Consider the following 21,957-nt stretch of genomic DNA (forward strand, 5'->3'; position numbering starts at 1 on the left):
CCCCCGGACGAGCCACACCGCGTCCTGTGCTCTGCTTAATCGATTTGGCGCGCCCGCGGCATGTTACCCGAGGTTACATGTCACTGTTACGCGACCGCTCCGGCCGATTTTCTGGCGATGTGTTGGTTTCGGGCAACAAAAAAGCCGGATCAATGAAGACCCGGCTGAGTTTGATTGGAAGTGCCTGTTAAGGCTAACCTCCAGAGGGGAACACTCGAGAGCGCTAATGGGAGGAGAACGCGCTCAGGAGATGATCTATATATGTGCTCTTCATGCCCAAGAAACAAGCATCTATTTTGCAACACTCACATGCAAAAAGGCGCCGGCTGTGGTCTAATCCGTCCCGAAGCGCAATAGGACCAGTTGAATCGCTGAAATACAGCCTACGGCAAGGCAAAAATCGATCCGCGGCCGCGAATCAGCAGCGATTCCTGCTCGGAAAGTCGAAAAACGCAGGATGACGTGGAATCGTGCAGCACGCGTTTGTTTTTTCGGCAGCCAGACCTTGCTGGTGCATGCCGCCCAAAAGCCCGCCATCGAGCTTGACCTGAGGGTGCAGCGGTTTGGGTTACATGCCGGACAAGACCTGAAGCGCGTTGCAGGAGACCGTTCAAGGCCGCGCCCGTAAGGAGAGCTATATGCGAGCCACTTCGGCGATCGCCGGCAGCGTCATCTTCCTTGCTGTAGCGCCCGGCGTGGTCGCCGGGCTGTTGCCTTGGCTGCTGACCGATCGCTATCGCCTGCCCTGGTCGAGACTGCCCGGTTTCGTTCCTGTGGGCTGGCTGCTGGTTGTCGCCGGCACAGCCATACTGCTGCACGCCTTTGCCCGGTTTGCCCTAGAGGGCCTGGGTACCCCCGCCCCGGTCGCGCCGACCGAAAGGCTGGTCGTCGGCGGCATCTACCGCCATGTGCGCAATCCGATGTACGTCGCCGTGCTGTCGATCGTCCTCGGCCAGGCACTGCTGTTTTCGAGCTGGACGGTCGCCGCCTATCTAGTCATCGCCGCGGCCGCCATGATCTCCTTCGTGAGACTATATGAGGAACCGACGCTTGCCCGCCGCTACGGCGACGAATACGAGGCCTACCGCCGTGCCGTACCAGGCTGGCTGCCCCGCCTGACACCTTGGCGCGGCTGAAGCAGGCTCCAACGCTACGTCACCACGGCAGCGGGCCGTCCTCGTTCGAGAACGTGCCCGTCGGACCGCTCGCGTCGAGAAGCGCGAGGCGCACGGGCTCCCGCGCGGCCTGTTCGACGGTGCGCGGACCTTCGAAGTTGTTCAGCTCCGTCGCGGTGTAGCCCGGGCACGCAGCGTTGACCTTGATGCCGGTCTCCTCGAGCTCGATGGCGAAGGCGAGCGTCATCGCGTTGACGGCCGTCTTCGACGGGTTGTAAACGGCGCCAAACGAAGTGCGGTACGGAAAGGCCGGATCCGCGTTCAATGTCAGCGAGCCGGCGCCGCTCGATACGTTGACGATACGCGCCGCCGGCGCCTCACGAAGGAGCCGCAGCATCGCTTGCGTGACGGCGACGATGCCAAACACGTTCGTCTCGAACACCGCGCGTACGTCGTCGAGAGAGGCAACACTCGGGCGGCCCGAGTTGATGATCTCCTCGAACAACGTGCCGGGCTTTCCCGCGTGGGAGATGCCGGCATTGTTCACCAGCACATCGAGGCGGCCGATTTCGATGCGGATGCGCTCTGCCGCGGCGGCGATCGAGGCCTGGTCGGTGACGTCGAGCTGCAGGGCGTGGGCATCCTCTCCGATGCTCTTTGCGGCTGCCTCGGCATGCTCGAGCCTGCGCGATCCTACGAGCACGGTAAGGCCGCTCGCCGCGAGGTCCTTGGCGATCTGAAGACCGATGCCCTTGTTGGCCCCGGTGACCAGGGCGACGGGTTTGTCCTGCATGGTAATCTCCTTTTGTGCACCGATGTGTGGCCAACACCGCCTTGCCGTGCTAGATACAAGTCAAACGGAACCACGTTCCACATATATCCGGAACAAGGTTCCGTTTGCAAGAGGTAATTTGATGGGCGAAAAAACGCCGAACGGCAAAACGGATCAAGGCGATAGTCTGGAACCCCGCGACCGCGCGGATCGGCACGTGCGCGCCGACGCACGGCGCAACATCGACGCGTTGCTCCGGGCGGCCATGGCGGTGTTCGCGACCTCCGGCGTGGAGGCTCCGGTGCGAGAGATCGCGGAAAAGGCTGGCGTCGGCGTCGGCACCGTCTACCGCCACTTTCCACAGCGCTCGGACTTGATCGTGGCCGTCTTCCGCAACGAGGTTGACGCCTGTGCGGACGCCGCGCCGATCCTGGCCGGAAAGCATGAGCCCGGTGAAGCGCTGGCCCTGTGGATGCAGCGCTATGTGGATTTCATCACGGCAAAACGCGGCCTCGCGGCAGCCTTGTACTCAGGCAATCCGGCCTTCGACACTTTGCCTGCCTATTTCAACCAACGGCTCCGGCCCGCGCTCCAAACATTGCTGGAGGCAGCGGCCGCGGCCGGCGAGGTGCGCGCCGATATCGAGCCGGGCGATCTGTTGGGGGCGGCCGCCAGCCTTGCCATGCCGGCACATGGCGGCGGCCCTGCCCAGGCGCGGCGCATGGTTGCCCTGCTGGTCGACGGTTTGCGCTACGGCGCCAGCACGCTGGCGGATACGCGTTCCTAAAGCGCGTTGCGTTCGACCGACCTGATGCGACGCGCTTTAGGTTCTTATTTGATGCATGTCCTTATCGCAAAACCGCTGCACGCTTTTGCGCGACATGCATTAGCAATCGCAGACCAAGTACGACATCAGACAAAAAGGCTGGTGCTGCCCCTTCTGGCTGCCGCTATCTTCTCCGTTATAGTGACGGGGAGAAGGACGCTTTCGCCGATCGCTGTTTGCAGTGTTGTAGGGTCGACATAAATGAGCTTTTCAGAATTTCAGCCACGCCATGTGCTCTGCATGCTGGGAAGGCAGGGTGGATATTCTGAGCTGTGTCGCTCAGTTCAGTCGGCAATCGACAATTTCGCCCGGGGGTTTGAAATTGATACGCACTTTTCGCAGGACGCGCCGGATGATCGCATGGTTGAGTCGTTCGATGTGTCTTGGGATCGGGTACATAAGGGGGGACGGACTAAAGAGGACGAAGCGGCCGTCCATGAGCACGGTTGCGTGATTTATGTACTTGGTCCCCATATGGATATCGAAAGTACCGTTGGGACGTCGGCAATCGCCCTTCGCTTAATCGTGCATGCGCTGAACAGTGATGCTATTGCCGCAAAAGGCGAGAGTGCTGGCATTGCGCACGGTGCGGCTCGATGGAAACAACTTGGCCGTGATGCGGAAAACGCCGAGGACGGCCCGAGTTTAGCACGTACTTGCCGCCTTGCCTTCAGCAAGCGGCCGTTAAGTGACGGAAAGTTCCTCTGTAGCGTCGGTTTCCATCTCGTCGGTCTGCCAGAGGTCTTCGCGCCAAGGAGTCTTTCCGACGATGAGCTGGTGCTCAGCTCGATAATCGACCGTGTTGCCGATGAGATGTTTACCGAAGGCGTCGGGCTGAGTTTAGTCCGTAACAATGGGATACTGCTACCCATCGAAGCGTACGAAGAAGACGACTTCAAATTCAACCCGTATGGTGCCGTCTACTTGGGCGATCACGGCAAAAAGGATACCTTGTCGACAGAATCTAGAAACTAAAACGACCAGCTGCGCGCCTTGGCGATGATGAAATCGCGGAAGACATGCAGCTTCGCCTGGTTCTTCATCGCGTCGGGATAGGCGAAATAGGTATCGAAGGACGGCACTTCGGTCTCGGGCAGCAACTGCACCAGCCCGGAATCCTTGCTGACCACGTAATCGGGCAGCATGGCGATGCCGGCGCCGCCCTGCACCGCCCGCTTGATCGACAATATGTCGTTGATCTGCAGCGTCGGCACCCTTTGCCCGCCTTCGAAATCGCCGACCGTCTCCAGCCAGTTCAGTTCCGACAGATGCGCCGGCACCGGCACGCCGAAGGTGACGATGCGATGGGTTTTCAGCTCGGCGATCGAATTCGGCTTGCCGTATTTGTTCACATAGGAGGGCGCCGCGTAGAGATGGAAATGCACGGTGAACAGGCGGCGCTGGATGAGGTCGGGCTGCTGCGGCTGGCGCAGCCGGATGGCGCAGTCGGCCTGGCGCATGGTGAGGTCGAGCTCCTCATTGGCCAGGATGAGCTGCAGGCTGACCTCGGGATAGAGCTCGATGAACTCTTGCACGCGCTCGGTCAGCCAGCCTGCGCCGAGGCCGACCGTCGTCGTCACCCTGAGCACGCCGGAGGGCCGGTCCTTGGTTTCGGTCAGTCGCGATTTGATGGTTTCGAGCTTCATCAGCACGTCGTGTGCCGTGCGGAACAGCATCTCGCCCTGCTCGGTCAGCACCAGGCCGCGGGCATGGCGATTGAACAGCGGCACGCCGACGTCATGCTCGAGCGCGCTGACCTGCCGCGAGATCGCGGATTGCGACAAATGCAGTGTTTCCGCGGCATGGGTGAACGACCCCGCTTCCGCCGCGGCGTGAAACACGCGTAGCTTGTCCCAATCCAACGCCATGATTTCCCCTCGTCCTGTTTTCTGGCGTCCGCCTGTTTTCGGCGTCTGAATGAAAAATCAGGCTTTTGCGCGGCTTTTCTCAGCCGCTTATCGAACAATCACTCCGCCGCTTCGCGGTGAACCTCGATCCCCGCCAGATATTTTTCCGCCTCGAGCGCGGCCATGCAGCCGAGCCCGGCCGCCGTCACCGCCTGGCGGTAGATATCGTCGGTCACGTCGCCGGCGGCGAACACGCCCGGCATGTCGGTGCGGGTCGAATCCGGCGCCGTCCACAGATAGCCGTTCGGCTTCTGCTTCAGCTTGCCGGCAAACAGCTCGACCGCCGGCGCGTGGCCGATCGCCACGAACACGCCGTCGACCACCAGATGCATCTCCTGCCCGGTCACCACGTTGCGCAGCTTCAGCCCTTCGACCGAAGGCGGCAGCGGCGCCTTGCCGGGCCTGCCGCTGATCTCGTCGACCACCGTGTCCCAGATGACGCGGACATTATCTTTCCGCAGCAGCCGCTCGCGCAGGATGCGCTCGGCGCGGAAATCGCTGCGCCTGTGGATGACGGTGACGCTCTTGGCCAGGTTGGAGAGATAGAGCGCTTCCTCCACCGCCGAATTGCCGCCGCCGATCACCGCGACATCCTTGCCGCGATAGAAGAAGCCGTCGCAGGTGGCGCAGGCCGAAACGCCAAATCCCATGAAGGTGTGTTCGCTCGGGATGCCCAGCCATTTGGCCTGCGCGCCGGTGGCGATGATCAGCGCGTCGGCGGTATAGATCGTGCCGGTATCGCCCTTGGCGCGGAACGGCCGCACGTTGAGGTCGACTTCGGTGATGATGTCGTTGACGATATCGGTGCCGACATGCTCGGCCTGCCTGAGCATTTCGCTCATCAGCCATGGACCCTGGATCGGTTCGGCGAAGCCCGGATAGTTTTCGACGTCGGTGGTGATCATCAGTTGCCCGCCCTGCTGCAGACCGGCGACCAGCATCGGCTTGAGCATGGCGCGGGCGGCATAGATTGCCGCCGTATAGCCGGCGGGGCCGGAGCCGATGATGAGAACAGGCGCGTGCTTGGTGATCATAAAAAACCTCTGCGGGGAGCAGCCATGGATTGTGGCATGAACTCTCGTCGATTGTTGCGCGTAATGTAAGTGTTGCCTGCGACGCCAGCAAGGCAAGTTGCCGTTCGTCCCCGGAAAGCTTCGGCGCCGGCGACGGCGACAAGCAACCCGCAGCAAGATGATGCGAAAATCCTCGATCCAGCGGATGGAATAGACAGCAAAGTCGTTTAATTACAAAGTCGCGAAAGATTCTTTCGCGTCACCACGGAAGCCACCATGCCGATCAAGGCCGATCTCGATGCCATCGACTGGAAGATCCTGCGCGAGCTTCAGCAGGACGGACGCATGACCAATGTCGAACTGTCGAGCCGCGTCGGCATTTCGGCGCCGCCGTGCCTGCGCCGCGTCAGGCGGCTGGAAGAGGCCGGCATCATCCGCGGCTACCGCGCTTTGCTCAACGCTCCGGCGCTCGGCCTCGACGTCGTCGCCTTCTGTCTGATCGGCCTGCATCACCAGGCCGACGCCGAACTCAAGACCTTCGCCGAGCGCACCCGCGGCTGGCCGATCGTGCGCGACGCCTGGATGGTGTCGGGCGAGTCCGATTTCCTGCTACATTGCGTGGCGAGCGATCTCGGCACCTTCCAGACCTTCGTCATCGAGGAACTGGCCTCGGCCCCCAATGTCGATACGGTGCGAACCGCGCTGACCATCCGCCGGGTCAAAGACGAAGGGCTGGTGGCGTTTTCGGCTTAAGAGAGCAGGCAAAGCGGCTGCGAAACAAAAACCCGGAAACAAAAAACCCGCCTCGGCGGGCGGGATCGTTGGTGGAAATCATCACCATCCCCAAATTAGTAGCATAGCTGCCGGCACAAAGCAAGAACAAAATGTGGCTATGCGTCAAATAATAATCACTACAGGCTAGCGCTGCCCCTCACCCTTACCCTCTCCCGTGAAGGACGGGGAGAGGGGTCGCCAGCGTTGCGGCTAGTCCCTTCTCCCCGTTGACATTTGATGGCCTCTACCCGGCCTGGCGCAATCACCCTGCGTCGCAGAGGCGCGTTTCGACCATTTCGCACAAATGGTGGTAGAGGCACAAATGCCCCTGCTGGATGATCGGCGTCGAGGTCGAGGGTACGTTGAGCAGGATGTCGGATAGCGGCTTCAGCTTGCCGCCGGTGTCGCCGGTCAGGCTGATCACCGTCATGCCCATCATGCGCGCCTGTTGGGCGGCGGCGAGGATGCTTGGCGAATTGCCGCTGGTCGAGATGGCGAGCAGCACGGCGCCCGCCGAACCATGCGCCTCGACCTGGCGCGCAAACACCGTGTCGAAGCCGTAATCATTGCCCCAGGCGGTCAGCACCGCCGCGTTGGCCGGCAGCGCGATGACGTTGTAGGCCTTGCGCTCCCTGAGGAAGCGGCCGACCAGCTCGCCGGCGATGTGGATGGCGTCGCTGGCCGAGCCGCCATTGCCGGCTATCAGCAGCGCCTTGCCCTGCGAAAGCGCGGCGACGACGGCGCTGACCGCCCGCTCCATCTCGCTGGTCAGGTCGCGCTCGACCATCGCCGAAATCGCGGCCGCCGAGCGGGCCAGGTAATCGTTCAGTTCGGACATGAAACCCTCAGTTCCCGGCGCGCAATCTGCCGATAGTGCCGGTCGTGCTCTTGCCGGCGACGAGGTCGACCAGCACGACGCGCCCGCCGGCCTTCTGCACGACATCGGCGCCAACCACCTGATCGACCGTATAGTCGGCGCCCTTGACCAGTATGTCGGGGCTCAGCGCCTCGATCAGCGAAAGCGGCGTATCCTCCTCGAAGATGACGACGGCGTCGACCGAGGCAAGTGCTGCCAGCACGCAGGCCCGGTCATGCTGGTCGTTGACCGGGCGCCCCGGCCCTTTCAGCCGGCGCACCGAGGCATCGCTGTTGAGGCCGAGCACCAGCCGGTCGCACTGGCTGCGCGCCGCATGCAACAGGCTGACATGGCCGGCATGCAGGATATCGAAACAGCCATTGGTGAAGCCGACGCTCAAGCCCTCGTCTTTCCAGCCCGCCACCAGCCGCGCGGCGGCGGCGGCATCGAGGATCGCATCCAAGTGGGCGACCGGACCATGCGAGCGAAACAGCGCACCCGTGAGTTCCTCGATCGTCAGCCGCGCCGTGCCGCGCTTGCCGACGACAACACCGCCGGCGGCGTTGGCGATTGATCCTGCCATGACGCGGTCGGCGCCTGCTGCAAGTCCCAGTGCAAACGTCGCGATCACCGTGTCGCCGGCGCCCGAAACGTCGAACACTTCGCGCGCCTGCGTGGCGATATGGCGGGCGTCGTCCGCACCGACGACGCTCATGCCCTTTTCGCTGCGCGTCGCGACGACGAAATCGAAACCGTGCGCCGAAATCAGCTGGCGTGCCGCCGCCTCGATTTCGTCGTCGGCAAACACTGCACGGCCGACCGCCTCGCCGAGTTCCTTGCGGTTGGGCGTGATTGCCGTCGCGCCGGCATAACGCGCATAGTCGCGGCCCTTCGGATCGACCAGCACCGGCTTGCCCGCTTGCCGGCAGATCGAGATCAGTTCGCCGGCGACACCGTCGAGCAGCACGCCCTTGCCATAGTCGGACAGGATGACGATGTCGGCGCGCGCCAGCGCTTCGCGAAAATGCCCGACCAATGTCGCGCGCTCGGCATCGCCCAGCGGCTTGATTTCCTCTTCGTCGAAACGCAGCACCTGCTGGTTGAGCGCGCTGAAGCGGCTCTTGGACGACGTCATGCGATCGGCATCCTGCGCCAGCCCGCCGGTGTCGACGCCAAATTCGCCGAGCATGCGCATGAGGTTCTTGCCGGCCTCGTCAGCGCCGATCACCGAGACCGGTATCACGGCAGCGCCGAGCGAAACGATGTTGGCGACGACATTGCCGGCGCCGCCCATCGCCAGCGTTTCGCCGCGCCCGTGCAGCACGGGGATCGGCGCTTCCGGCGAAATGCGCTCGATCACGCCATTGACGAAACGGTCGAGGATGAAATCGCCGACCACCAGCACGGTGGCGCCGCCGAAGCGCGAAATGGCGCGGTGAAGAGGTTCGGGAGAGGGCAGCTTGATCATGTCAACGCGTGGGAGGGCCGATTTTCGGTGACGGGAAATTCGATTGGCAGGGCCGGTCGTTCATGGCGATGCCGATATACCGCAATTTCAGCCGACGCAACGGCGGGCCTTCGACCGATCGCGGCGGCGAGACAGTGCGTCAGCTTTTCTGCAACGCGACATGCACGCCCAGTCCGACAAGCACCGCACCGCCGGCGCGCCGCATCAGGCGCTGCGCCCGGCTCGACTGCCGCAGCCTGGCGATCACCGCGCCGGCCAGTATCACGCAAACAATGTCGGCCGACGAGAACATCAAATTGACGATCGTTCCAAGCACGACGAACTGCAGCCAGACCGGAAACGCTGCCGAGGCATCGATGAATTGCGGCAGGAACGCCATGAAGAAAATCGCCGTTTTCGGGTTGAGCACCTCGACGGCAACGCTCTCCAAAAACGCGCGGCGGGCGGATTTCGGCTGAATTCCCGGCAAGACAACGTCGCCTTGCGCCTTGGCGCGAAACAAAGAAACACCGAGCCAGACCAGATACAGCGCACCGACCAGCTTGACCGCCATGTAAAGCACCGGCACGGCATGGAAAAGCACCGACAGGCCGACAGCGGCGGCGAAGACATGAACGTAGCCGCCGAGATGGATGCCGAGCGCCGCCATCAGCCCGGACCAGCGGCCGCGCGCCATGGTTTGCGCGGCGGCATAGAGCATGGCGGGACCGGGGATATAGGCGAAGATCGCCGTGGTGGCGAAAAAGGCGACAAGCAGTTCGGTTGACGGCATTACCTTGCTCCTGTCACGCTTCGCCGGTGGTCACCGACTGAAGCGAGAGCTTTGCGGCGGCACTGTGGCGCTCATCCGGCCGCCCCGCCACCTGCTTTGTCGACAGCCCGGCCCGCCTCCCCTATAAGGCCAGAATCCCACAAGGGCTACAACCGGCACAAGGTACCAGAGGCTTTCATGATCATCGTCACGGGCGGCGCCGGCATGATCGGTTCCAACATCGTCGCCGCGCTCAACGCCGACGGTTTCAGCGACATCCTCGTCGTCGACGACCTCACCGACGGCCACAAGATCGCCAACCTCGCCGATCTCGAGATCGCCGATTATCTCGACAAGGACGATTTTCTGGCGCGGATGGAGGCCGGCGACCTCGGCCGCATCGAGGCGGTTTTCCACCAGGGTGCCTGCTCGACCACCACCGAATGGAACGGCAAGTTCATGATGGAGGTCAACTACACCTATTCGAAGCGCCTGCTGCACGCCTGCCTGGCCCTGCGCGTGCCGTTTCTCTATGCCTCCTCCGCTTCCGTCTATGGCGGCGGCGCCGAGTTCCGCGAGGAGCCGCAATACGAACGCCCGCTCAACGTCTATGCCTATTCGAAAAAGCTGTTCGACGACTATGTCCGCCGTACCGTGTTCGATACCGACCATTCGCCGGTGGCGGGCCTGCGTTATTTCAACGTCTACGGACCGCGCGAGGCGCATAAGGGCGCCATGGCCTCTGTCGCCTTCCATCTGTTCAACCAGGTCGAGCAAGGGCAGAACCCGAAGCTGTTCGGCGCCTATGGTGGTTTCGGGCCCGGCGAGCAGAGCCGCGACTTCATCCATGTCGGCGATGTCGCCGACGTCAATCTGTGGCTGTGGAAACGCGGCTCGAGCGGCATCTTCAACTGCGGCACAGGCAAGGCTCAGCCGTTCCGCGCCATTGCCGAAACGGTGATCGATACGCTCGGCCAAGGCCAGATCGAGTTCATCGAGTTTCCCGACCACCTCAAGGGCAGCTACCAGAGCTTTACGCAAGCTGATATGTCCCGCTTGCGCGCAGCCGGTTACAATGGCCAGTTCCGCACAGTGGAAACCGGCGTCAGAGACTATGTCGAATGGCTGAAAGCCCAACGATCCTCGTGATCGGCCCACGCTGGGTGGGCGACATGGTGATGGCGCAGTGCCTGTTCCAGGCGCTGAGGGAGCTTCATCCGAACGCCGCCATCGACGTGCTGGCGCCGGCGTGGGCAGCACCGCTGGTCAAGCGCATGCCCGAAATCCGCCAGCAGATCGACCTGCCGCTGCAATCCGGCACGTTCGAATTCCGCACCCGAAGGCGCTTCGGCCGCCTGCTGCGCGGCCGCTACGACATGGCCTTTGTCCTGCCGGGAAGCTGGAAGTCGGCGCTGATCCCGTTCTTTGCCGGCATTCCGCGCCGTGTCGGCCATCTCAAGGAAATGCGCTACGGGCTACTGACCGACATCGTGCCCTTGCCCGATCGCCTGAAACGGCGCACCGCGCAGGCCTATTTCAGCCTTGCCCGTGGTGGCGCCTTCCAGGCGCCGAAGCTCGCCGTCGATCAAGCCAGCCAGGCGGCACTGCTCAGCCGTTTCGGGCTGACAGCGGGGAAATTCGTGGCAGTCATGCCCGGCGCAGAATTCGGCCCGGCCAAGCGCTGGCCGAGCGAACACTATGCCGGCCTTGCCCGTGAGATGATGGCGAAAGGGTTTGGCGTCGCGCTGTTCGGGTCGAAGAACGACGCTGGGGTGACGGCTGAAATCGCCGCGCTGGCTCCGGGCGCCGTCGATCTTGCCGGCCAGACGCGGCTCGAGGATGCCATCGACCTGATCGCGGCGGCGAGGCTCGCCGTCTCCAACGACAGCGGGCTGATGCATGTCGCCGCCGCCGTCGGCACGCCGGTAGTCGCCGTTTACGGCTCGACCTCGCCGCAGAACACGCCGCCGCTCGCCGAGCGCCGCGAACTGCTCTGGCTCGGCCTGTCCTGTTCGCCCTGCCACAAAAAAATCTGCCCGCTCGGTCATCTCAACTGCCTGAACACGCTGGAGGTCGAACGCGTCGTGGCGGCGGCGGAGCGGCTGCTGGAAATGCCGGCCGCCGCATGAAAGTGCTGATCGTCAAGACATCGTCCATGGGCGACGTCATCCACACCTTCCCGGCGATCGAGGACGCGCGCCGCGCTCGGCCGGATATCTCCTTCGACTGGTGTGTCGAAGAGGCATTTGCCGGCATCGTGGCGCTGCATCCAGCCATCCAAACCATCCACAGCGTGGCGATCCGGCGCTGGCGCAGGAAGCTGCTCGAGCCCGGCACATGGCGGGAAGTGGTCGGCTTGCGCCGCGCCTTGCGCGATTGCCGCTACGACCTCGTCCTCGATGCACAAGGCTTGCTGAAATCGGCGCTGGTGGCGCGGCTGGCGGCAGCCCCGGTCGCCGGGTTCGATCGGTCGAGCGCCCGCGAGCCTTCGGCAAGCCTGTTTCATGGCCATCGCTATGCCGTGCCGCGCGGCCTGCATGCCATCGAGCGCACGAAACGCCTGTTCGGGCTGGCGCTCGGCTACGAGCCGGATTTTTCCGGGCTTGAATCGGGTATCGCGCCGCCAGCCGGAAGATCGACTTTTGCCGGTGAAAAGACCGCCTTCCTGCTGCACGGCACCAGCCGCGAGGACAAGAAATGGCCGGTCGCGGACTGGATCGAAACCGCCCNTTCCTGCTGCACGGCACCAGCCGCGAGGACAAGAAATGGCCGGTCGCGGACTGGATCGAAACCGCCCGCCTGCTGGTGAACATGGGAATGACGCCGGTCACCACCTGGTCGAACGACCGGGAACAGGCGGTTGCCGAGGCGATCGCCCGCGCCATTTCGCAAACCGTGGTGGTTCCCAGGTCGCCGCTAGCCGAGATCGCCGCCGTCATCGGCGGCTCGGCGCTGGTCATCGGCGCCGACACCGGCCTGACCCATCTCGCCAGCGCTTTCGGCCTGCCGACGGTGGCGATATTCCTCGCTACCGAGCCTGGCCTGACCGGTCCGCGCGGGCCATTCTCATCGACGCTGCTAGCCAGGCCCGGCCACAGCGTCACGCCGCCGGAGGTGATGGCGGAAGCCGAAAGGCTTGTGGAGCGCCAGACGCTTGGTCAGGCCGGTGGCCGCTGATTTGCTCAATCAATTCAATCGGAAAGGTCAGCGTTGCCCCTTCCCTTCTCCCCTTGTGGGAGAAGGTGGATTGGCGCGCAGCGCCAAGACGGATGAGGGGTGTTGGACGGAGTGCGGAGGGAGCCAAGCTGGAACACCCCTCATCCGACCTCGCTTCGCGAGGCCACCTTCTCCCACAAGGGGAGAAGGCAGAGCAGCGCCAATCCCCTAGATGAACTGCACCTGGACGATCTCGTAGCCCCTGGCGCCGCCTGGCGCATTGACCTCAATGGCGTCGCCGACTTCCTTGCCGATCAGGGCGCGCGCGATCGGCGAGGAGATCGAGATGCGGCCGGACTTCACGTCGGCTTCCTGGTCACCGACGANCCGACGATCTGGTAGGTCTTTTTCTCCTCGGTATCCTCGTCGACCAGCACCACGGTGGCGCCGAACTTGACCTTGTCGCCGCTGAGCTTGGTGACGTCGATCACCTCGGCCCGCGCGATCAGGTCCTCGAGTTCGTTGACCCGGCCCTCATTGAGGCTCTGTGCCTCTTTTGCCGCGTGATATTCGGCATTTTCGGATAGGTCGCCATGCGAGCGCGCTTCGGAAATCGCCTCGATGATACGCGGCCGCTCCTGTTGCTGGCGCCAGCGCAGTTCTTCCTTCAATGACGCGAACCCCTCGCCTGTCATCGGGACCTTGTTCATAATGCCTGACCTTTCCTGCCGCCGCCCCCGCAATCGGGAGCGACCTTGTCGATGGTACAAAAAGAAAACGGTCCGGCAGCCTCGGGCTAACGGAACCGTCTCACCACAATTTCGCAAGATATAGCAATCTTCGCGGGTTTTTCACGTCCAAAAAGTCGGTTTTTGAAAAATCATCCACCGATTGCACGGCTGACCCCACGTCAAGCGGGGGTTTCCAAGATCGTATCGTGTACCGTGATGCCAAATCTCGGTTGTGGCCAACATGTGCAGCACAGCAAAAAACCGGCTGCGATCGCTCACAGCCGGTTATGAGGAGCGTTCCGGAGGATCAGCTCCTCATGAAATGATCGATCTGCTCCGACAGCATGCCGTATTCGCGAGACCCCTTGCCCGTGCGCTTCTCGATCTCGCGAAGCTGTTCCTGGGCGCCCGCAAGATCGCCGATCTGCAAGTGCGCCTCGCCGAGATATTCGCGCACCAGCGTGTAGTTCGGGTCGATGCGCAGCGCTTCCTCGTAATAGCCGAGGCCGACGGTGACGCGGCCGGAATGGCGGTGCGAATAGCCGAGATAGTTGAGGATGCGCGGATCCTGCTTGTTGGCGGCGAGGCTGAGCACGGCGATCGCCTCGTCGTAGCGTCCATCCATCGCCAGCGCGCGACCGGCATCGTAGATGCTGTCGTCGTCCAGCATGCCTTGCTTCGGGGAGACGCATTTCTTCTGTTTCTTGTCCCACGCCTCCCCCTTCTTGCACTGGGACTGGCCGCCGCCATTGCCGCCGCCACCGCCACCGCCACCTCCCCCGCCTTCACCAGCCGAAAACGCCGGAGCCGCAATCAGCGGCAGGGCGGCGATGGCCATGGCGTAAATCAGCAATCGTCTGCGCATCGAATTCTCCTTTGAACCTGACAATGCAACACTAACGCCGGCCCAACGCCGTTTCGTCCCGGAAAATGTCATCCTATCTCAAAACCGCGATCTCTCCCAGCAAGGCCATCTTATCCGGGAAGAGAGGGCATCGGAAATCATGCTTCACGATCAACGCCGCCGCGCAAGATAATGTGACGAGCGCTGCAAATCCGCTATCATCGGGCCGACCGAGCACGAAGCAGGGAGACGGCCGGTGCAGCAACGCGTTGAACGAGACTGGGAGCTTTCGATCGGTCCCGACACCGTGCGCCTGTTCATCCTGAAGGCGAAGGCGCTCAGCGCCGCCGTCAACGAAGACTATGCCGACGGCGCCGAGCACGAGGTAGAGCTCGACGGCAACGCGCACGACAACCACCATCATGACGGCCTTGCCGAGGAAAGCTCCGAAGATCTCACCGAAGAAGAACTGCGCGAGCTGATCGACGATCTCAATGTCGACGAAGCGGCCGAACTGATTGCGTTGGCCTGGGTCGGCCGCGGCGACTATGACGCGACGGAATGGACGGACGCGCTGTCCGCCGCCCGCGAGCGCGCCAACAAGCGCACGGCAAAATATCTGCTCGGCATGCCGCTGCTGGCGGACTGGCTCGAGGAAGGCTTGGAAGCGATCGGCGCGTGACGGCGCGGTTACCGATTGTGATCGGCCGCCCCCCTCGCTCAAGGCAACTTCCCTGCATTCTGGCCGTTGCGACGTAATGGCGGCGTTTGGCTTTTTCAGATTGGGCAGATTGCTGCTGGCCGTTGCGGCTACGCCGCTGGCGGGACCCGTTTTAGCCAAGGCACCCGACCTACCGCAAACTGCACCAGTTCCGCAGCTCAACCAGCAAGTCACTCCGCCGCCACCAACCGAGATCCCGGTCCCCGAACCGCGCCCGGAGGATGCTCCGGAGCCGCCGGCGATTGCACCGCAGCCGCCCGAAAAGCCGGCACGGGCTGAGCCGCCGGCAGGCCCACCAGGCGCGCCACCAAACCCGGCCGAGGCAGACGAGAAGGCGGAGCAAAAAATCCTTCCTGATCCTCGATCGGCCGCCATTGCCGGGAGAGAAATGCCGGCCGAGGAATTGGCCTGCCGCAGGCGGCTGAAGTCGATGGGCGTCGATTTCGAGGAGCGCAAGCCAGAGCATGATACGTCAGTCGGTTGCTCGATCCCCTACCCGATCGCGCTGAAGACGCTCGGCAAATCCATCGCCATCGGCCCGGAGCCCGAGCTGAATTGCCAGATGGCGGAAGCGGCCGCCCGCTTTGCTGCGTCCGTCATCCAGCCTGCCGCAAAGGCCGAGTTCGGCGCGGATATTAAATCGATCGGCCAGGCCTCCGCCTTTGTCTGCCGGTCGCGCAATGGCGGCGGCAAATTGTCGGAGCACGCCTTCGGCAACGCGCTCGACATCGCCAGCTTCAAGCTTTCGGACGGGAAGGAGATCGATGTCGGCCCGGCGCCGCCGGAAAAGGACGCGAAATTCCTGAACGCAGTGCGCAAGGCAGCCTGCGGACCGTTCAAGACCGTGCTTGGCCCCGGCAGCGACGCCGATCATTCGCAGCATCTCCACTTCGACCTCGAACCGCGCCGCAACGGTGGTACGTTTTGCCAGTGACCTTAGCCTATGGGGGCGCCGCAATTTGGCCGCAGGCGTGAACGGCGCCGCTGATTTTTCCTTTACTCTTCAGGTTTAGAGTCTGTGCCATCTGGGGACAGGAACCCTTCCGATGGCCGGGCTATTTCGCGCTGCGCTTGCCGCTGTGCGGCACACAGAATGCGCGCGCATAGCCGGCAGGCTTGCCGCCCTGCTTGCCATTGCGGCGGTCTCGGCCTGCAATACCGGCAGCGTGCTGTCGCTGCAGCCGGCCGTCGATGTCGGCAGCCAGACCGCTGCCGTCCCGCCCAATTCCGACCCGCAATATTCCGGCGCGCAAGATTCCGGGCCGCAATATTCGGGTATGCAGCGCCTCGTCCCGTCCAATCCCTTTATGACGGCCGCCTATCCGCGCCTGGACAACCCGATGTCGCCGGCCGAACAGATGCCGGCCACAGAGATCGATTGCCGCAAGGAATTGAAACGCCTCGGCGTCGTCTACACCGACGTTGCGCCGATCCATGAAGGCCAGTGCGGGATCGACTATCCGGTCAAGGTCTCGGCCATCGGCAGTGTCGAGATGAAGCCGGCCGCGACGCTGACCTGCGACATGGCCGCCACCTTTGCCGGCTGGACCAGGAACGAACTCGTGCCGTCGGCCCGCTGGCGCTATTTCTCAGGCGTCAAGACCATCCACCAGGGCTCGAGCTATTCCTGCCGCAGGATTGCCGGCGAAGGTGTTTTGTCGGAACACGGCAAGGGCAATGCGCTCGACGTGATGAGCATCGAACTCAACAATGGCGACGATATCGACGTCCGCAAGCCCGGCCTGTTCGCCTTCCGCACGCGCGGCTTCCTCAACAATGTGCGCGCCGACGGCTGCCAGTATTTCACCACCGTGCTCGGCCCCGGCTACAACTACGACCACCGCAACCATTTCCATTTCGACATCAAGAACCGCAAGAACGGCTATCGCGCCTGCCGCTGATTGCAGCCCCTGCCCAAGACTTGCTGTGCCGGTTAAGATGGTGCGCAGACGCTTGGGTGGTGCCTCTTGAGCCAACGAAGCCTTCGACGACGTGCAACGACCTGGCTGGTGGCATGCTGTGCCGCTTATCTTTCGCTCGCCTATTTCGCCGCGCCTGAGTTCTGGACGTTACGGGACCGCAATTTTCGCAATCAGCAATTCGAGATGGTGACGCACACGCCGCAAGGCATTCCGGGCGATCCGATCAATGTCGGCCTTGTCGGCACCAAGAAGGAGCTTGTCCATGCTTTTGCCGCCGCCGGCTGGGATACGGCAGACGCCATCACGCTGAAGACTGCCATCGAGATCGGCGAAAGCGTGCTGTTCAACCGCCCCTATCCCGACGCGCCGGTCAGCCGGCTTTTGTTCGAAGGCCACGCCCAGGACCTAGCCTTCGAAAAGCCGGTCGGCGACAGCGCCGACCGGCGTCACCACGTCCGCTTCTGGCAGACCGATGCGACCGGAGACGACGGCCGGCCGCTTTGGCTTGGCTCGGCAAGCTTTGACCGCGGCGTCGGCCTCAGCCATGACACCGGCGCGATCACCCATCACATCGGCCCCGACATCGACGCCGAGCGCGACGGGCTGATGCGCGACCTCTCCGCCGCCGGTATGCTGATCTCGACCAGCGAGATACCAGGCGTCGGCGCCACAAAGACCGGGCGCAACGGCGAAGGCGATCCCTATTTCACCGACGGCAAGGCCATCGTCGGCGTGCTGCTGCAACTGCCGTAGGCGCCATCAGCCTTCCCGTCTGACAGCCATTTCGTCCCGACGGGGTCAGGGCACGGCGATCACGATCTTGCCGAACGGTCCCGTCTCCAGACGCTCAAATGCCTGCGGCACCTCGTCGAAGCCAAACACCTTGTCGATTACCGGCTTGATGGCAAGCGTCTCGATCGCCTGGTTCATCCGCTCGAAAGCGCGGCGGTGGCCGATCGATATGCCTTGGACGACGATCCGGTTGCGCAGGAACGGAATGATCGGGAAACTGAGCTCCATGCTGCCGAGAAGGCCGATGAGCGACAGCCTGCCGTCGGCGCCCAGCGCATTGAGCGAGCGCCGCGCATTGTCGCCGCCGACCATTTCCAGCACGTGCCTGACGCCGGCGCCGTTTGTCAGCTCGCGCGCGGCTTCATCCCACGCCGGCCGGCTGCGATAGTTTATCCCTTGCCAGGCGCCGAGCGCCTTCGCCCGTTCGAGCTTCTCGTCGCTACTCGAGGTGACGATGGCGCGCAGGCCGAAGGCGGCGGCGAACTGCAGCGCAAACAGCGACACACCGCCGGTGCCCTGGATGAGAACGGTCTCGCCCGGGATCGGCTTGGCCGCCTCGACCAGCGCGGACCATGCCGTCAGCGCAGCGATCGGCAGCGTCGATGCCTCGACATCGCTGAGCGATGGCGGCGCCACCACGGCGGCATCCTCGTGAAAAAGCACATGCTCGGACAGCGTGCCGGGCAGCGACGATCCCAACGTGTGCTTGTGCGGCACCGGCGGGGCGTCGCCGTCCGGCCAGTCGGCGATCACCTGGCCGAGCACGCGCTGCCCGATGCCGAAGCGGCCGACTTCGCTGCCGGTGGCGACTACTTCGCCTACCGCGTCCGATGTCGGCACGAACGGAAAGCTGAGGTCCGGTATCAGCACGCCATCGACGATCATCCTGTCCTTGTAATTCAGCGATACCGCTGTGACGCGTACCAGAAGATCATGCGGCCCGGGTTGGGGCAGCTTTCCATCAGCCGGCTTCAACCTGGCCAGGCCGAAACCGTTCATCTGCCAGGATCTGTTTTCGGTGCTCATTTGGTTCGCGCTCCGTGGTTGATGATTGCGCGAGACATTTACGCCGTTTCACTATGGAGAAAAGTGCTTCCATGTGGCATGTTCTGCAACAGATTAAGGAGCAAAACTCTACAATAGGAGCGCTTCATTGGAATCGGCCAATTTGCAAGGCATCGTCGCATTCGTTCACGCGGTGGAGGCCGGCAGCTTCACCGGCGCTGGCGCACGGCTGCATGTCACCAAATCGGCGGTCGGCAAGTCGATCGCGCAGCTGGAACAGCGATTGGGCGTCCGCCTGCTCAACCGCACCACCCGCAGCCTCAGCCCGACCAGCGAGGGCCTGAGCTATTACGAAGCCTGCGTCAGGGCACTGGCCGAAATCGAAGCCGCCCAGTCACTACTCGCTTCCCGCAAGCAGGTGCCTTCCGGGCGGCTGCGCGTCGACCTGCCTTTGGCCTTCGGCCGGCGATGCGTCGCCCCGCTGCTGTTCGACATTTCCAAAAAATTCCCGGACCTGACGATGGAAATCTCGTTCAACGACCGGCGCGTCGACCTGATCGAGGAAGGCATCGACCTGGCGGTGCGTATGGGCGACCTCGACGACAGCTTGTCGATCGCCGCGCGCCGCATCTATGCCCAACGTTCGGCCATCTGCGCCGCCCCCGCCTATCTCGACGCCCATGGCAGGCCGCTATCGATCGAGGACCTGGCCAGGCACAGCCTCATCGGCTACGGCCGCGACGGCACGGTCCATCCCTGGACCGTCAGGCATGTCGACGGCCGTCTCGAAAAATTCGCGCCCAAGGCGCGGCTGGTGCTCGGCCACGGCGAACCGATGCTCGATGCGGTACTGGCGGGCTGCGGCATCGTCTATCTGCCGACATGGCTGACGGCCGACTGCATCAGGCGCGGCGAGCTCGAAATGGTTCTGTCGGACTGTCTTGTCGAAAACACCGTGGTGCATGCCATCTGGCCGGTAACACGCAATCTCGCGCCAAAGGTGCGCGTCGTCGTCGACGCCCTGATCGAGCATTTTGCCGCGCCGCCCTGGGATGCGGCATGGGTGCCGCCTGATTGCCCGGCTCGCTAAATTTAAAAAGCGCGACCGTCCTATTTTCGAAAACCGCGCGGCAATGCTATGGACCCCGGCATGCTTTATGCTGAAATTGCCATCGTGGTCGTCCTCATCTGCGTGAACGGCCTTCTGTCGATGTCCGAACTCGCCATCGTCTCGTCGCGGCCGGCGCGCCTCAAGACGATGATCGACCGCAACGTCAAGGGCGCCGGCCGGGCCCTGGCGCTCGGCGCCAATCCGGGAAAATTCCTGTCCTCGGTGCAGATCGGCATCACTTTGGTCGGCGTCTTGTCCGGTGCCTTTTCCGGCGCCACGCTCGGCGAGCGGCTGGCCACCTCCCTGGCGTCGGCCGGCATCCGCGAAAGCCTCGCCGATCCGCTCGGCGTCGGCATCGTCGTCGCCCTCATCACCTATGGCTCGCTGATCATCGGCGAACTGGTGCCCAAGCAGATCGCATTGCGCGACCCCGAACGGGTAGCCGTCAGGGTCGCCCCGGCAATGACCATCCTCGCCAGCGTCTCGGCGCCGCTGGTCTTCCTGCTCGATTTTTCCGGCCGCGCCCTCCTGTGGCTGCTTGGCCAGCGCGGTCAGAGCGAGGATAAGGTCACCGACGAGGAGATCAAGATGCTGGTCGCCGAAGCCGAGCACCACGGCACCATCGAATCCGACGAACGGCGGATGATCGCCGGCGTCATGCGGCTCGGCGACCGTGCCGTGCGCGCGGTGATGACGCCGCGCACCGAGGTCGACTGGATCAATCTGCAATCCGACGAGGCGGCCATCAGGAGGCTGCTGATGGACACCCAGCATTCGCGCCTGCCGGCCGGCGACGGCGGCGTCGACGCCATGATCGGCGTCGTCCAGACCCGCGACGTGCTGGCCGCAATGCTCGGCGGCCGCGCTCTCGACCCGCGCCGGCACGTGCGGGCCGCGCCGATCGTGCATGACCAGGCCGACGCGCTGGACGTGCTTGCGACACTGAAGGAATCCGACGTGCCGATGGCGCTGGTGCATGACGAATACGGCCATTTCGAAGGCATCGTCACCCCGGCCGACATTCTGGAGGCGATCACCGGCGTCTTCCGTTCGGATCTCGACGCCGGCGAAGAGGAAAACGCCGTCAAGCGCGAGGACGGCTCATGGCTGCTCGCCGGCTACATGCAGGCCGACGAGATGGCAGAGGTCCTCGGCATCGACCTGCCTGAGAGCCGCGACTACGAAACCGTCGCCGGCTATGTGCTGTCGCATTTGCACCATCTGCCGGCGACCGGCGAATGTGTCGACGCGCAAGGCTGGCGTTTCGAGGTCGTCGACCTCGACGGCCGCCGCATCGACAAGCTCATCGCCACCCGCCTGCCCGGCCGCCACCGCGAGGTCGTGCGGTAACGATCGACGCGACTTATGGGCTATATGCTCGCGGCGACACCGCTCGCACAGTCAAAGTTGATTGGGAATACCGCCTATGGTCGACCACCTTTTCGCCGACCCATATCTCGCTGCCGTCTACGATGCCTGGCACCCGAGATCTGCGCGCGACGATTATGATTTCTACCTGCCCCGCATTCTAACAGCAGACGCGGTGCTTGATGTCGGATGTGGAACGGGCACCCTCCTTCACGAGGCACGCCTGGCCGGACATTCAGGGCGGCTCTGCGGCATCGACCCAGCACCCGGCGTGTTGAATCGCGCACGAACGCGCGCGGATATCGAATGGGTTCTCGGCGATCTCCAATCGGCCGGCTGGACAGCCGAGTTTGATCTCATTGTGATGACGGGGCACGCATTCCAGGCCCTTGTCAGCGAAGAAGACCTGAGGGATTTCATGGCGGCTGTCCGACATACCCTTGTGCCAGGCGGATGCTTCGCGTTCGAAACGCGGAACCCTTCGGTGCGGGCGTGGGAGCACTGGACACCCGAAAATGCGGTCGTCGTTGAGCTGCCTGACGGGTCGCTGGTGCAGATCACAACAGAGGTGATCATGCCGTTCGATGGACAGACGGTGACATTCACCCACAGGTTCGGCGGAAAGCATCCGAGCCTTCCGCAAGTTAGTCGCAGCACCTTGCGATTCCTCGAGACGGACGCCTTATCGAGCCTGCTGGGGAACGCGGGGCTACGAATCGAACAGCAATTCGGCGGCTTTGACGGCAGCCCACTTGGCCCTTCGAGCCCAGAGATCATCACGTTCGCGACGAGATGAAAAGGAGCATCCGCTCTCCAGCCCTGCAA

General features: G+C 63.3%; 23 protein-coding genes and 1 pseudogene. 15 read left to right on the forward strand and 9 right to left on the reverse strand.

Going from position 1 to position 21,957, the window contains the following annotated elements; genetic code table 11:
- Nucleotides 1-638 precede the first annotated feature (638 nt).
- Nucleotides 639-1,136 (forward strand): isoprenylcysteine carboxylmethyltransferase family protein, encoded by a 498-nt coding sequence (locus tag X773_RS62000; protein WP_023678342.1) that lies wholly within the window; start codon nucleotides 639-641, stop codon nucleotides 1,134-1,136.
- 19 nt (nucleotides 1,137-1,155) lie between these two features.
- On the opposite strand, the gene X773_RS62005 is transcribed toward X773_RS62000, so the two are convergent.
- On the reverse strand, nucleotides 1,156-1,908 hold the full coding sequence (locus X773_RS62005) for an SDR family oxidoreductase (RefSeq protein ID WP_023678343.1): 753 nt from the start codon (nucleotides 1,906-1,908) through the stop codon (nucleotides 1,156-1,158).
- A 121-nt stretch (nucleotides 1,909-2,029) separates the two neighbouring features.
- On the opposite strand from X773_RS62005, the gene X773_RS62010 reads away from it, so the two are divergent.
- On the forward strand, nucleotides 2,030-2,674 hold the full coding sequence (locus tag X773_RS62010; protein ID WP_023678344.1) for a TetR/AcrR family transcriptional regulator: 645 nt from the start codon (nucleotides 2,030-2,032) through the stop codon (nucleotides 2,672-2,674).
- A 240-nt stretch (nucleotides 2,675-2,914) separates the two neighbouring features.
- A complete protein-coding gene (locus X773_RS62015) occupies nucleotides 2,915-3,688 on the forward strand; it encodes a hypothetical protein (protein ID WP_156937381.1) in 774 nt (257 codons plus the stop codon).
- Here the strand turns inward: X773_RS62015 and X773_RS62020 are convergent.
- Together X773_RS62020 and trxB are read right to left on the reverse strand one after the other, a co-directional pair.
- Nucleotides 3,685-4,581, reverse strand: a complete 897-nt coding sequence (locus X773_RS62020; protein ID WP_023678345.1) for a LysR family transcriptional regulator — start codon at nucleotides 4,579-4,581, stop codon at nucleotides 3,685-3,687. The genes X773_RS62015 and X773_RS62020 overlap by 4 nt on opposite strands.
- A gap of 98 nt (nucleotides 4,582-4,679) precedes the next feature.
- Nucleotides 4,680-5,654 (reverse strand): thioredoxin-disulfide reductase, encoded by a 975-nt coding sequence (trxB, locus tag X773_RS62025; RefSeq protein WP_023678346.1) that lies wholly within the window; start codon nucleotides 5,652-5,654, stop codon nucleotides 4,680-4,682.
- 255 nt (nucleotides 5,655-5,909) lie between these two features.
- Between trxB and X773_RS62030 the strand changes: the two genes are divergently transcribed.
- Nucleotides 5,910-6,386, forward strand: coding sequence for an Lrp/AsnC family transcriptional regulator (locus X773_RS62030; RefSeq protein WP_023678347.1), 477 nt, complete (start codon nucleotides 5,910-5,912; stop codon nucleotides 6,384-6,386).
- A gap of 283 nt (nucleotides 6,387-6,669) precedes the next feature.
- Here X773_RS62030 and X773_RS62035 read toward each other — a convergent pair whose 3' ends face one another.
- From X773_RS62035 to X773_RS62045, 3 genes are all read right to left on the reverse strand, one after another.
- A complete protein-coding gene (locus X773_RS62035; RefSeq protein WP_023678348.1) occupies nucleotides 6,670-7,245 on the reverse strand; it encodes an SIS domain-containing protein in 576 nt (191 codons plus the stop codon).
- A 7-nt stretch (nucleotides 7,246-7,252) separates the two neighbouring features.
- The gene (gene rfaE1 / locus X773_RS62040) at nucleotides 7,253-8,731 is read right to left on the reverse strand and encodes a D-glycero-beta-D-manno-heptose-7-phosphate kinase (RefSeq protein WP_023678349.1); all 1,479 of its coding nucleotides are present in this window, start codon (nucleotides 8,729-8,731) and stop codon (nucleotides 7,253-7,255) included.
- 139 nt (nucleotides 8,732-8,870) lie between these two features.
- Nucleotides 8,871-9,503 (reverse strand): LysE family translocator, encoded by a 633-nt coding sequence (locus X773_RS62045; RefSeq protein WP_023678350.1) that lies wholly within the window; start codon nucleotides 9,501-9,503, stop codon nucleotides 8,871-8,873.
- A 177-nt stretch (nucleotides 9,504-9,680) separates the two neighbouring features.
- Between X773_RS62045 and rfaD the strand changes: the two genes are divergently transcribed.
- Genes rfaD through X773_RS79080 form a run of 4 tightly spaced genes read left to right on the forward strand, consistent with a single transcriptional unit; the run spans nucleotide 9,681 to nucleotide 12,659 of the window.
- Nucleotides 9,681-10,631: an ADP-glyceromanno-heptose 6-epimerase gene (rfaD, locus tag X773_RS62050; RefSeq protein ID WP_023678351.1), complete on the forward strand. Its 951-nt coding sequence runs from the start codon at nucleotides 9,681-9,683 to the stop codon at nucleotides 10,629-10,631.
- Nucleotides 10,604-11,611, forward strand: coding sequence for a lipopolysaccharide heptosyltransferase II (gene waaF, locus X773_RS62055; protein WP_023678352.1), 1,008 nt, complete (start codon nucleotides 10,604-10,606; stop codon nucleotides 11,609-11,611). Before rfaD ends, waaF begins: the two co-directional genes overlap by 28 nt.
- The gene (gene waaC, locus X773_RS79075; protein WP_280952111.1) at nucleotides 11,608-12,291 is read left to right on the forward strand and encodes a lipopolysaccharide heptosyltransferase I; all 684 of its coding nucleotides are present in this window, start codon (nucleotides 11,608-11,610) and stop codon (nucleotides 12,289-12,291) included. Before waaF ends, waaC begins: the two co-directional genes overlap by 4 nt.
- The gene (locus X773_RS79080) at nucleotides 12,180-12,659 is read left to right on the forward strand and encodes a glycosyltransferase family 9 protein (RefSeq protein ID WP_280952112.1); all 480 of its coding nucleotides are present in this window, start codon (nucleotides 12,180-12,182) and stop codon (nucleotides 12,657-12,659) included. Before waaC ends, X773_RS79080 begins: the two co-directional genes overlap by 112 nt.
- A 207-nt stretch (nucleotides 12,660-12,866) precedes the next feature.
- Here X773_RS79080 and greA read toward each other — a convergent pair.
- Together greA and X773_RS62075 are read right to left on the reverse strand one after the other, a co-directional pair.
- Nucleotides 12,867-13,348, reverse strand: a pseudogene (gene greA / locus X773_RS62070) (transcription elongation factor GreA).
- Nucleotides 13,349-13,676: 328 nt separating this feature from the next.
- Nucleotides 13,677-14,234 carry a tetratricopeptide repeat protein gene (locus X773_RS62075; RefSeq protein WP_023678353.1) on the reverse strand — a complete coding sequence of 186 codons (558 nt, stop codon included), beginning with the start codon at nucleotides 14,232-14,234 and terminating at the stop codon, nucleotides 13,677-13,679.
- 235 nt (nucleotides 14,235-14,469) lie between these two features.
- On the opposite strand from X773_RS62075, the gene X773_RS62080 reads away from it, so the two are divergent.
- The 4 genes from X773_RS62080 (at nucleotide 14,470) to X773_RS62090 (ending at nucleotide 17,609) form a co-directional block, all read left to right on the forward strand.
- Complete coding sequence (locus X773_RS62080) at nucleotides 14,470-14,895, forward strand: DUF3775 domain-containing protein (RefSeq protein WP_023678354.1); 426 nt, start codon at nucleotides 14,470-14,472, stop codon at nucleotides 14,893-14,895.
- Between the two features lie 76 nt (nucleotides 14,896-14,971).
- A complete protein-coding gene (locus tag X773_RS0138420) occupies nucleotides 14,972-15,868 on the forward strand; it encodes an extensin family protein (RefSeq protein WP_031212116.1) in 897 nt (298 codons plus the stop codon).
- A gap of 112 nt (nucleotides 15,869-15,980) precedes the next feature.
- Nucleotides 15,981-16,835 (forward strand): extensin family protein, encoded by an 855-nt coding sequence (locus tag X773_RS62085; RefSeq protein ID WP_023678356.1) that lies wholly within the window; start codon nucleotides 15,981-15,983, stop codon nucleotides 16,833-16,835.
- A gap of 66 nt (nucleotides 16,836-16,901) precedes the next feature.
- Nucleotides 16,902-17,609 (forward strand): LssY C-terminal domain-containing protein, encoded by a 708-nt coding sequence (locus X773_RS62090; protein ID WP_023678357.1) that lies wholly within the window; start codon nucleotides 16,902-16,904, stop codon nucleotides 17,607-17,609.
- A 45-nt stretch (nucleotides 17,610-17,654) separates the two neighbouring features.
- On the opposite strand, the gene X773_RS62095 is transcribed toward X773_RS62090, so the two are convergent.
- Nucleotides 17,655-18,674 carry an NAD(P)-dependent alcohol dehydrogenase gene (locus X773_RS62095; protein WP_023678358.1) on the reverse strand — a complete coding sequence of 340 codons (1,020 nt, stop codon included), beginning with the start codon at nucleotides 18,672-18,674 and terminating at the stop codon, nucleotides 17,655-17,657.
- Nucleotides 18,675-18,801: 127 nt separating this feature from the next.
- Between X773_RS62095 and X773_RS62100 the strand changes: the two genes are divergently transcribed.
- From X773_RS62100 to X773_RS62110, 3 genes are all read left to right on the forward strand, one after another.
- Entirely contained in the window at nucleotides 18,802-19,743 is a 942-nt protein-coding gene (locus X773_RS62100) for a LysR family transcriptional regulator (RefSeq protein ID WP_023678359.1), read from the forward strand.
- 60 nt (nucleotides 19,744-19,803) lie between these two features.
- Nucleotides 19,804-21,114, forward strand: coding sequence for a hemolysin family protein (locus X773_RS62105; RefSeq protein WP_023678360.1), 1,311 nt, complete (start codon nucleotides 19,804-19,806; stop codon nucleotides 21,112-21,114).
- Nucleotides 21,115-21,190: 76 nt separating this feature from the next.
- Nucleotides 21,191-21,928: a class I SAM-dependent methyltransferase gene (locus tag X773_RS62110; RefSeq protein WP_023678361.1), complete on the forward strand. Its 738-nt coding sequence runs from the start codon at nucleotides 21,191-21,193 to the stop codon at nucleotides 21,926-21,928.
- Nucleotides 21,929-21,957 lie beyond the last annotated feature (29 nt).

The sequence above is a fragment of the Mesorhizobium sp. LSJC280B00 genome, assembly GCF_000502835.1.
Lineage (GTDB): Bacteria > Pseudomonadota > Alphaproteobacteria > Rhizobiales > Rhizobiaceae > Mesorhizobium.

Bases quoted from the DNA above. Each gene is read 5' to 3' on its own strand.
- X773_RS62005 (WP_023678343.1), bottom strand. From the start codon at position 1,908: ATGCAGGACAAACCCGTCGCCCTGGTCACCGGGGCCAACAAGGGCATC.
- X773_RS62095 (WP_023678358.1), bottom strand. From the start codon at position 18,674: ATGAGCACCGAAAACAGATCCTGGCAGATGAACGGTTTCGGCCTGGCC.
- X773_RS62075 (WP_023678353.1), bottom strand. From the start codon at position 14,234: ATGCGCAGACGATTGCTGATTTACGCCATGGCCATCGCCGCCCTGCCG.
- X773_RS62010 (WP_023678344.1), top strand. From the start codon at position 2,030: ATGGGCGAAAAAACGCCGAACGGCAAAACGGATCAAGGCGATAGTCTG.
- X773_RS0138420 (WP_031212116.1), top strand. From the start codon at position 14,972: ATGGCGGCGTTTGGCTTTTTCAGATTGGGCAGATTGCTGCTGGCCGTT.
- rfaE1 (WP_023678349.1), bottom strand. From the start codon at position 8,731: ATGATCAAGCTGCCCTCTCCCGAACCTCTTCACCGCGCCATTTCGCGC.
- X773_RS62000 (WP_023678342.1), top strand. From the start codon at position 639: ATGCGAGCCACTTCGGCGATCGCCGGCAGCGTCATCTTCCTTGCTGTA.
- trxB (WP_023678346.1), bottom strand. From the start codon at position 5,654: ATGATCACCAAGCACGCGCCTGTTCTCATCATCGGCTCCGGCCCCGCC.
- rfaD (WP_023678351.1), top strand. From the start codon at position 9,681: ATGATCATCGTCACGGGCGGCGCCGGCATGATCGGTTCCAACATCGTC.
- X773_RS62045 (WP_023678350.1), bottom strand. From the start codon at position 9,503: ATGCCGTCAACCGAACTGCTTGTCGCCTTTTTCGCCACCACGGCGATC.
- X773_RS62020 (WP_023678345.1), bottom strand. From the start codon at position 4,581: ATGGCGTTGGATTGGGACAAGCTACGCGTGTTTCACGCCGCGGCGGAA.
- X773_RS62030 (WP_023678347.1), top strand. From the start codon at position 5,910: ATGCCGATCAAGGCCGATCTCGATGCCATCGACTGGAAGATCCTGCGC.
- X773_RS62015 (WP_156937381.1), top strand. From the start codon at position 2,915: ATGAGCTTTTCAGAATTTCAGCCACGCCATGTGCTCTGCATGCTGGGA.
- X773_RS62105 (WP_023678360.1), top strand. From the start codon at position 19,804: ATGCTTTATGCTGAAATTGCCATCGTGGTCGTCCTCATCTGCGTGAAC.
- X773_RS62035 (WP_023678348.1), bottom strand. From the start codon at position 7,245: ATGTCCGAACTGAACGATTACCTGGCCCGCTCGGCGGCCGCGATTTCG.
- X773_RS62085 (WP_023678356.1), top strand. From the start codon at position 15,981: ATGGCCGGGCTATTTCGCGCTGCGCTTGCCGCTGTGCGGCACACAGAA.
- X773_RS62110 (WP_023678361.1), top strand. From the start codon at position 21,191: ATGGTCGACCACCTTTTCGCCGACCCATATCTCGCTGCCGTCTACGAT.
- waaF (WP_023678352.1), top strand. From the start codon at position 10,604: ATGGCTGAAAGCCCAACGATCCTCGTGATCGGCCCACGCTGGGTGGGC.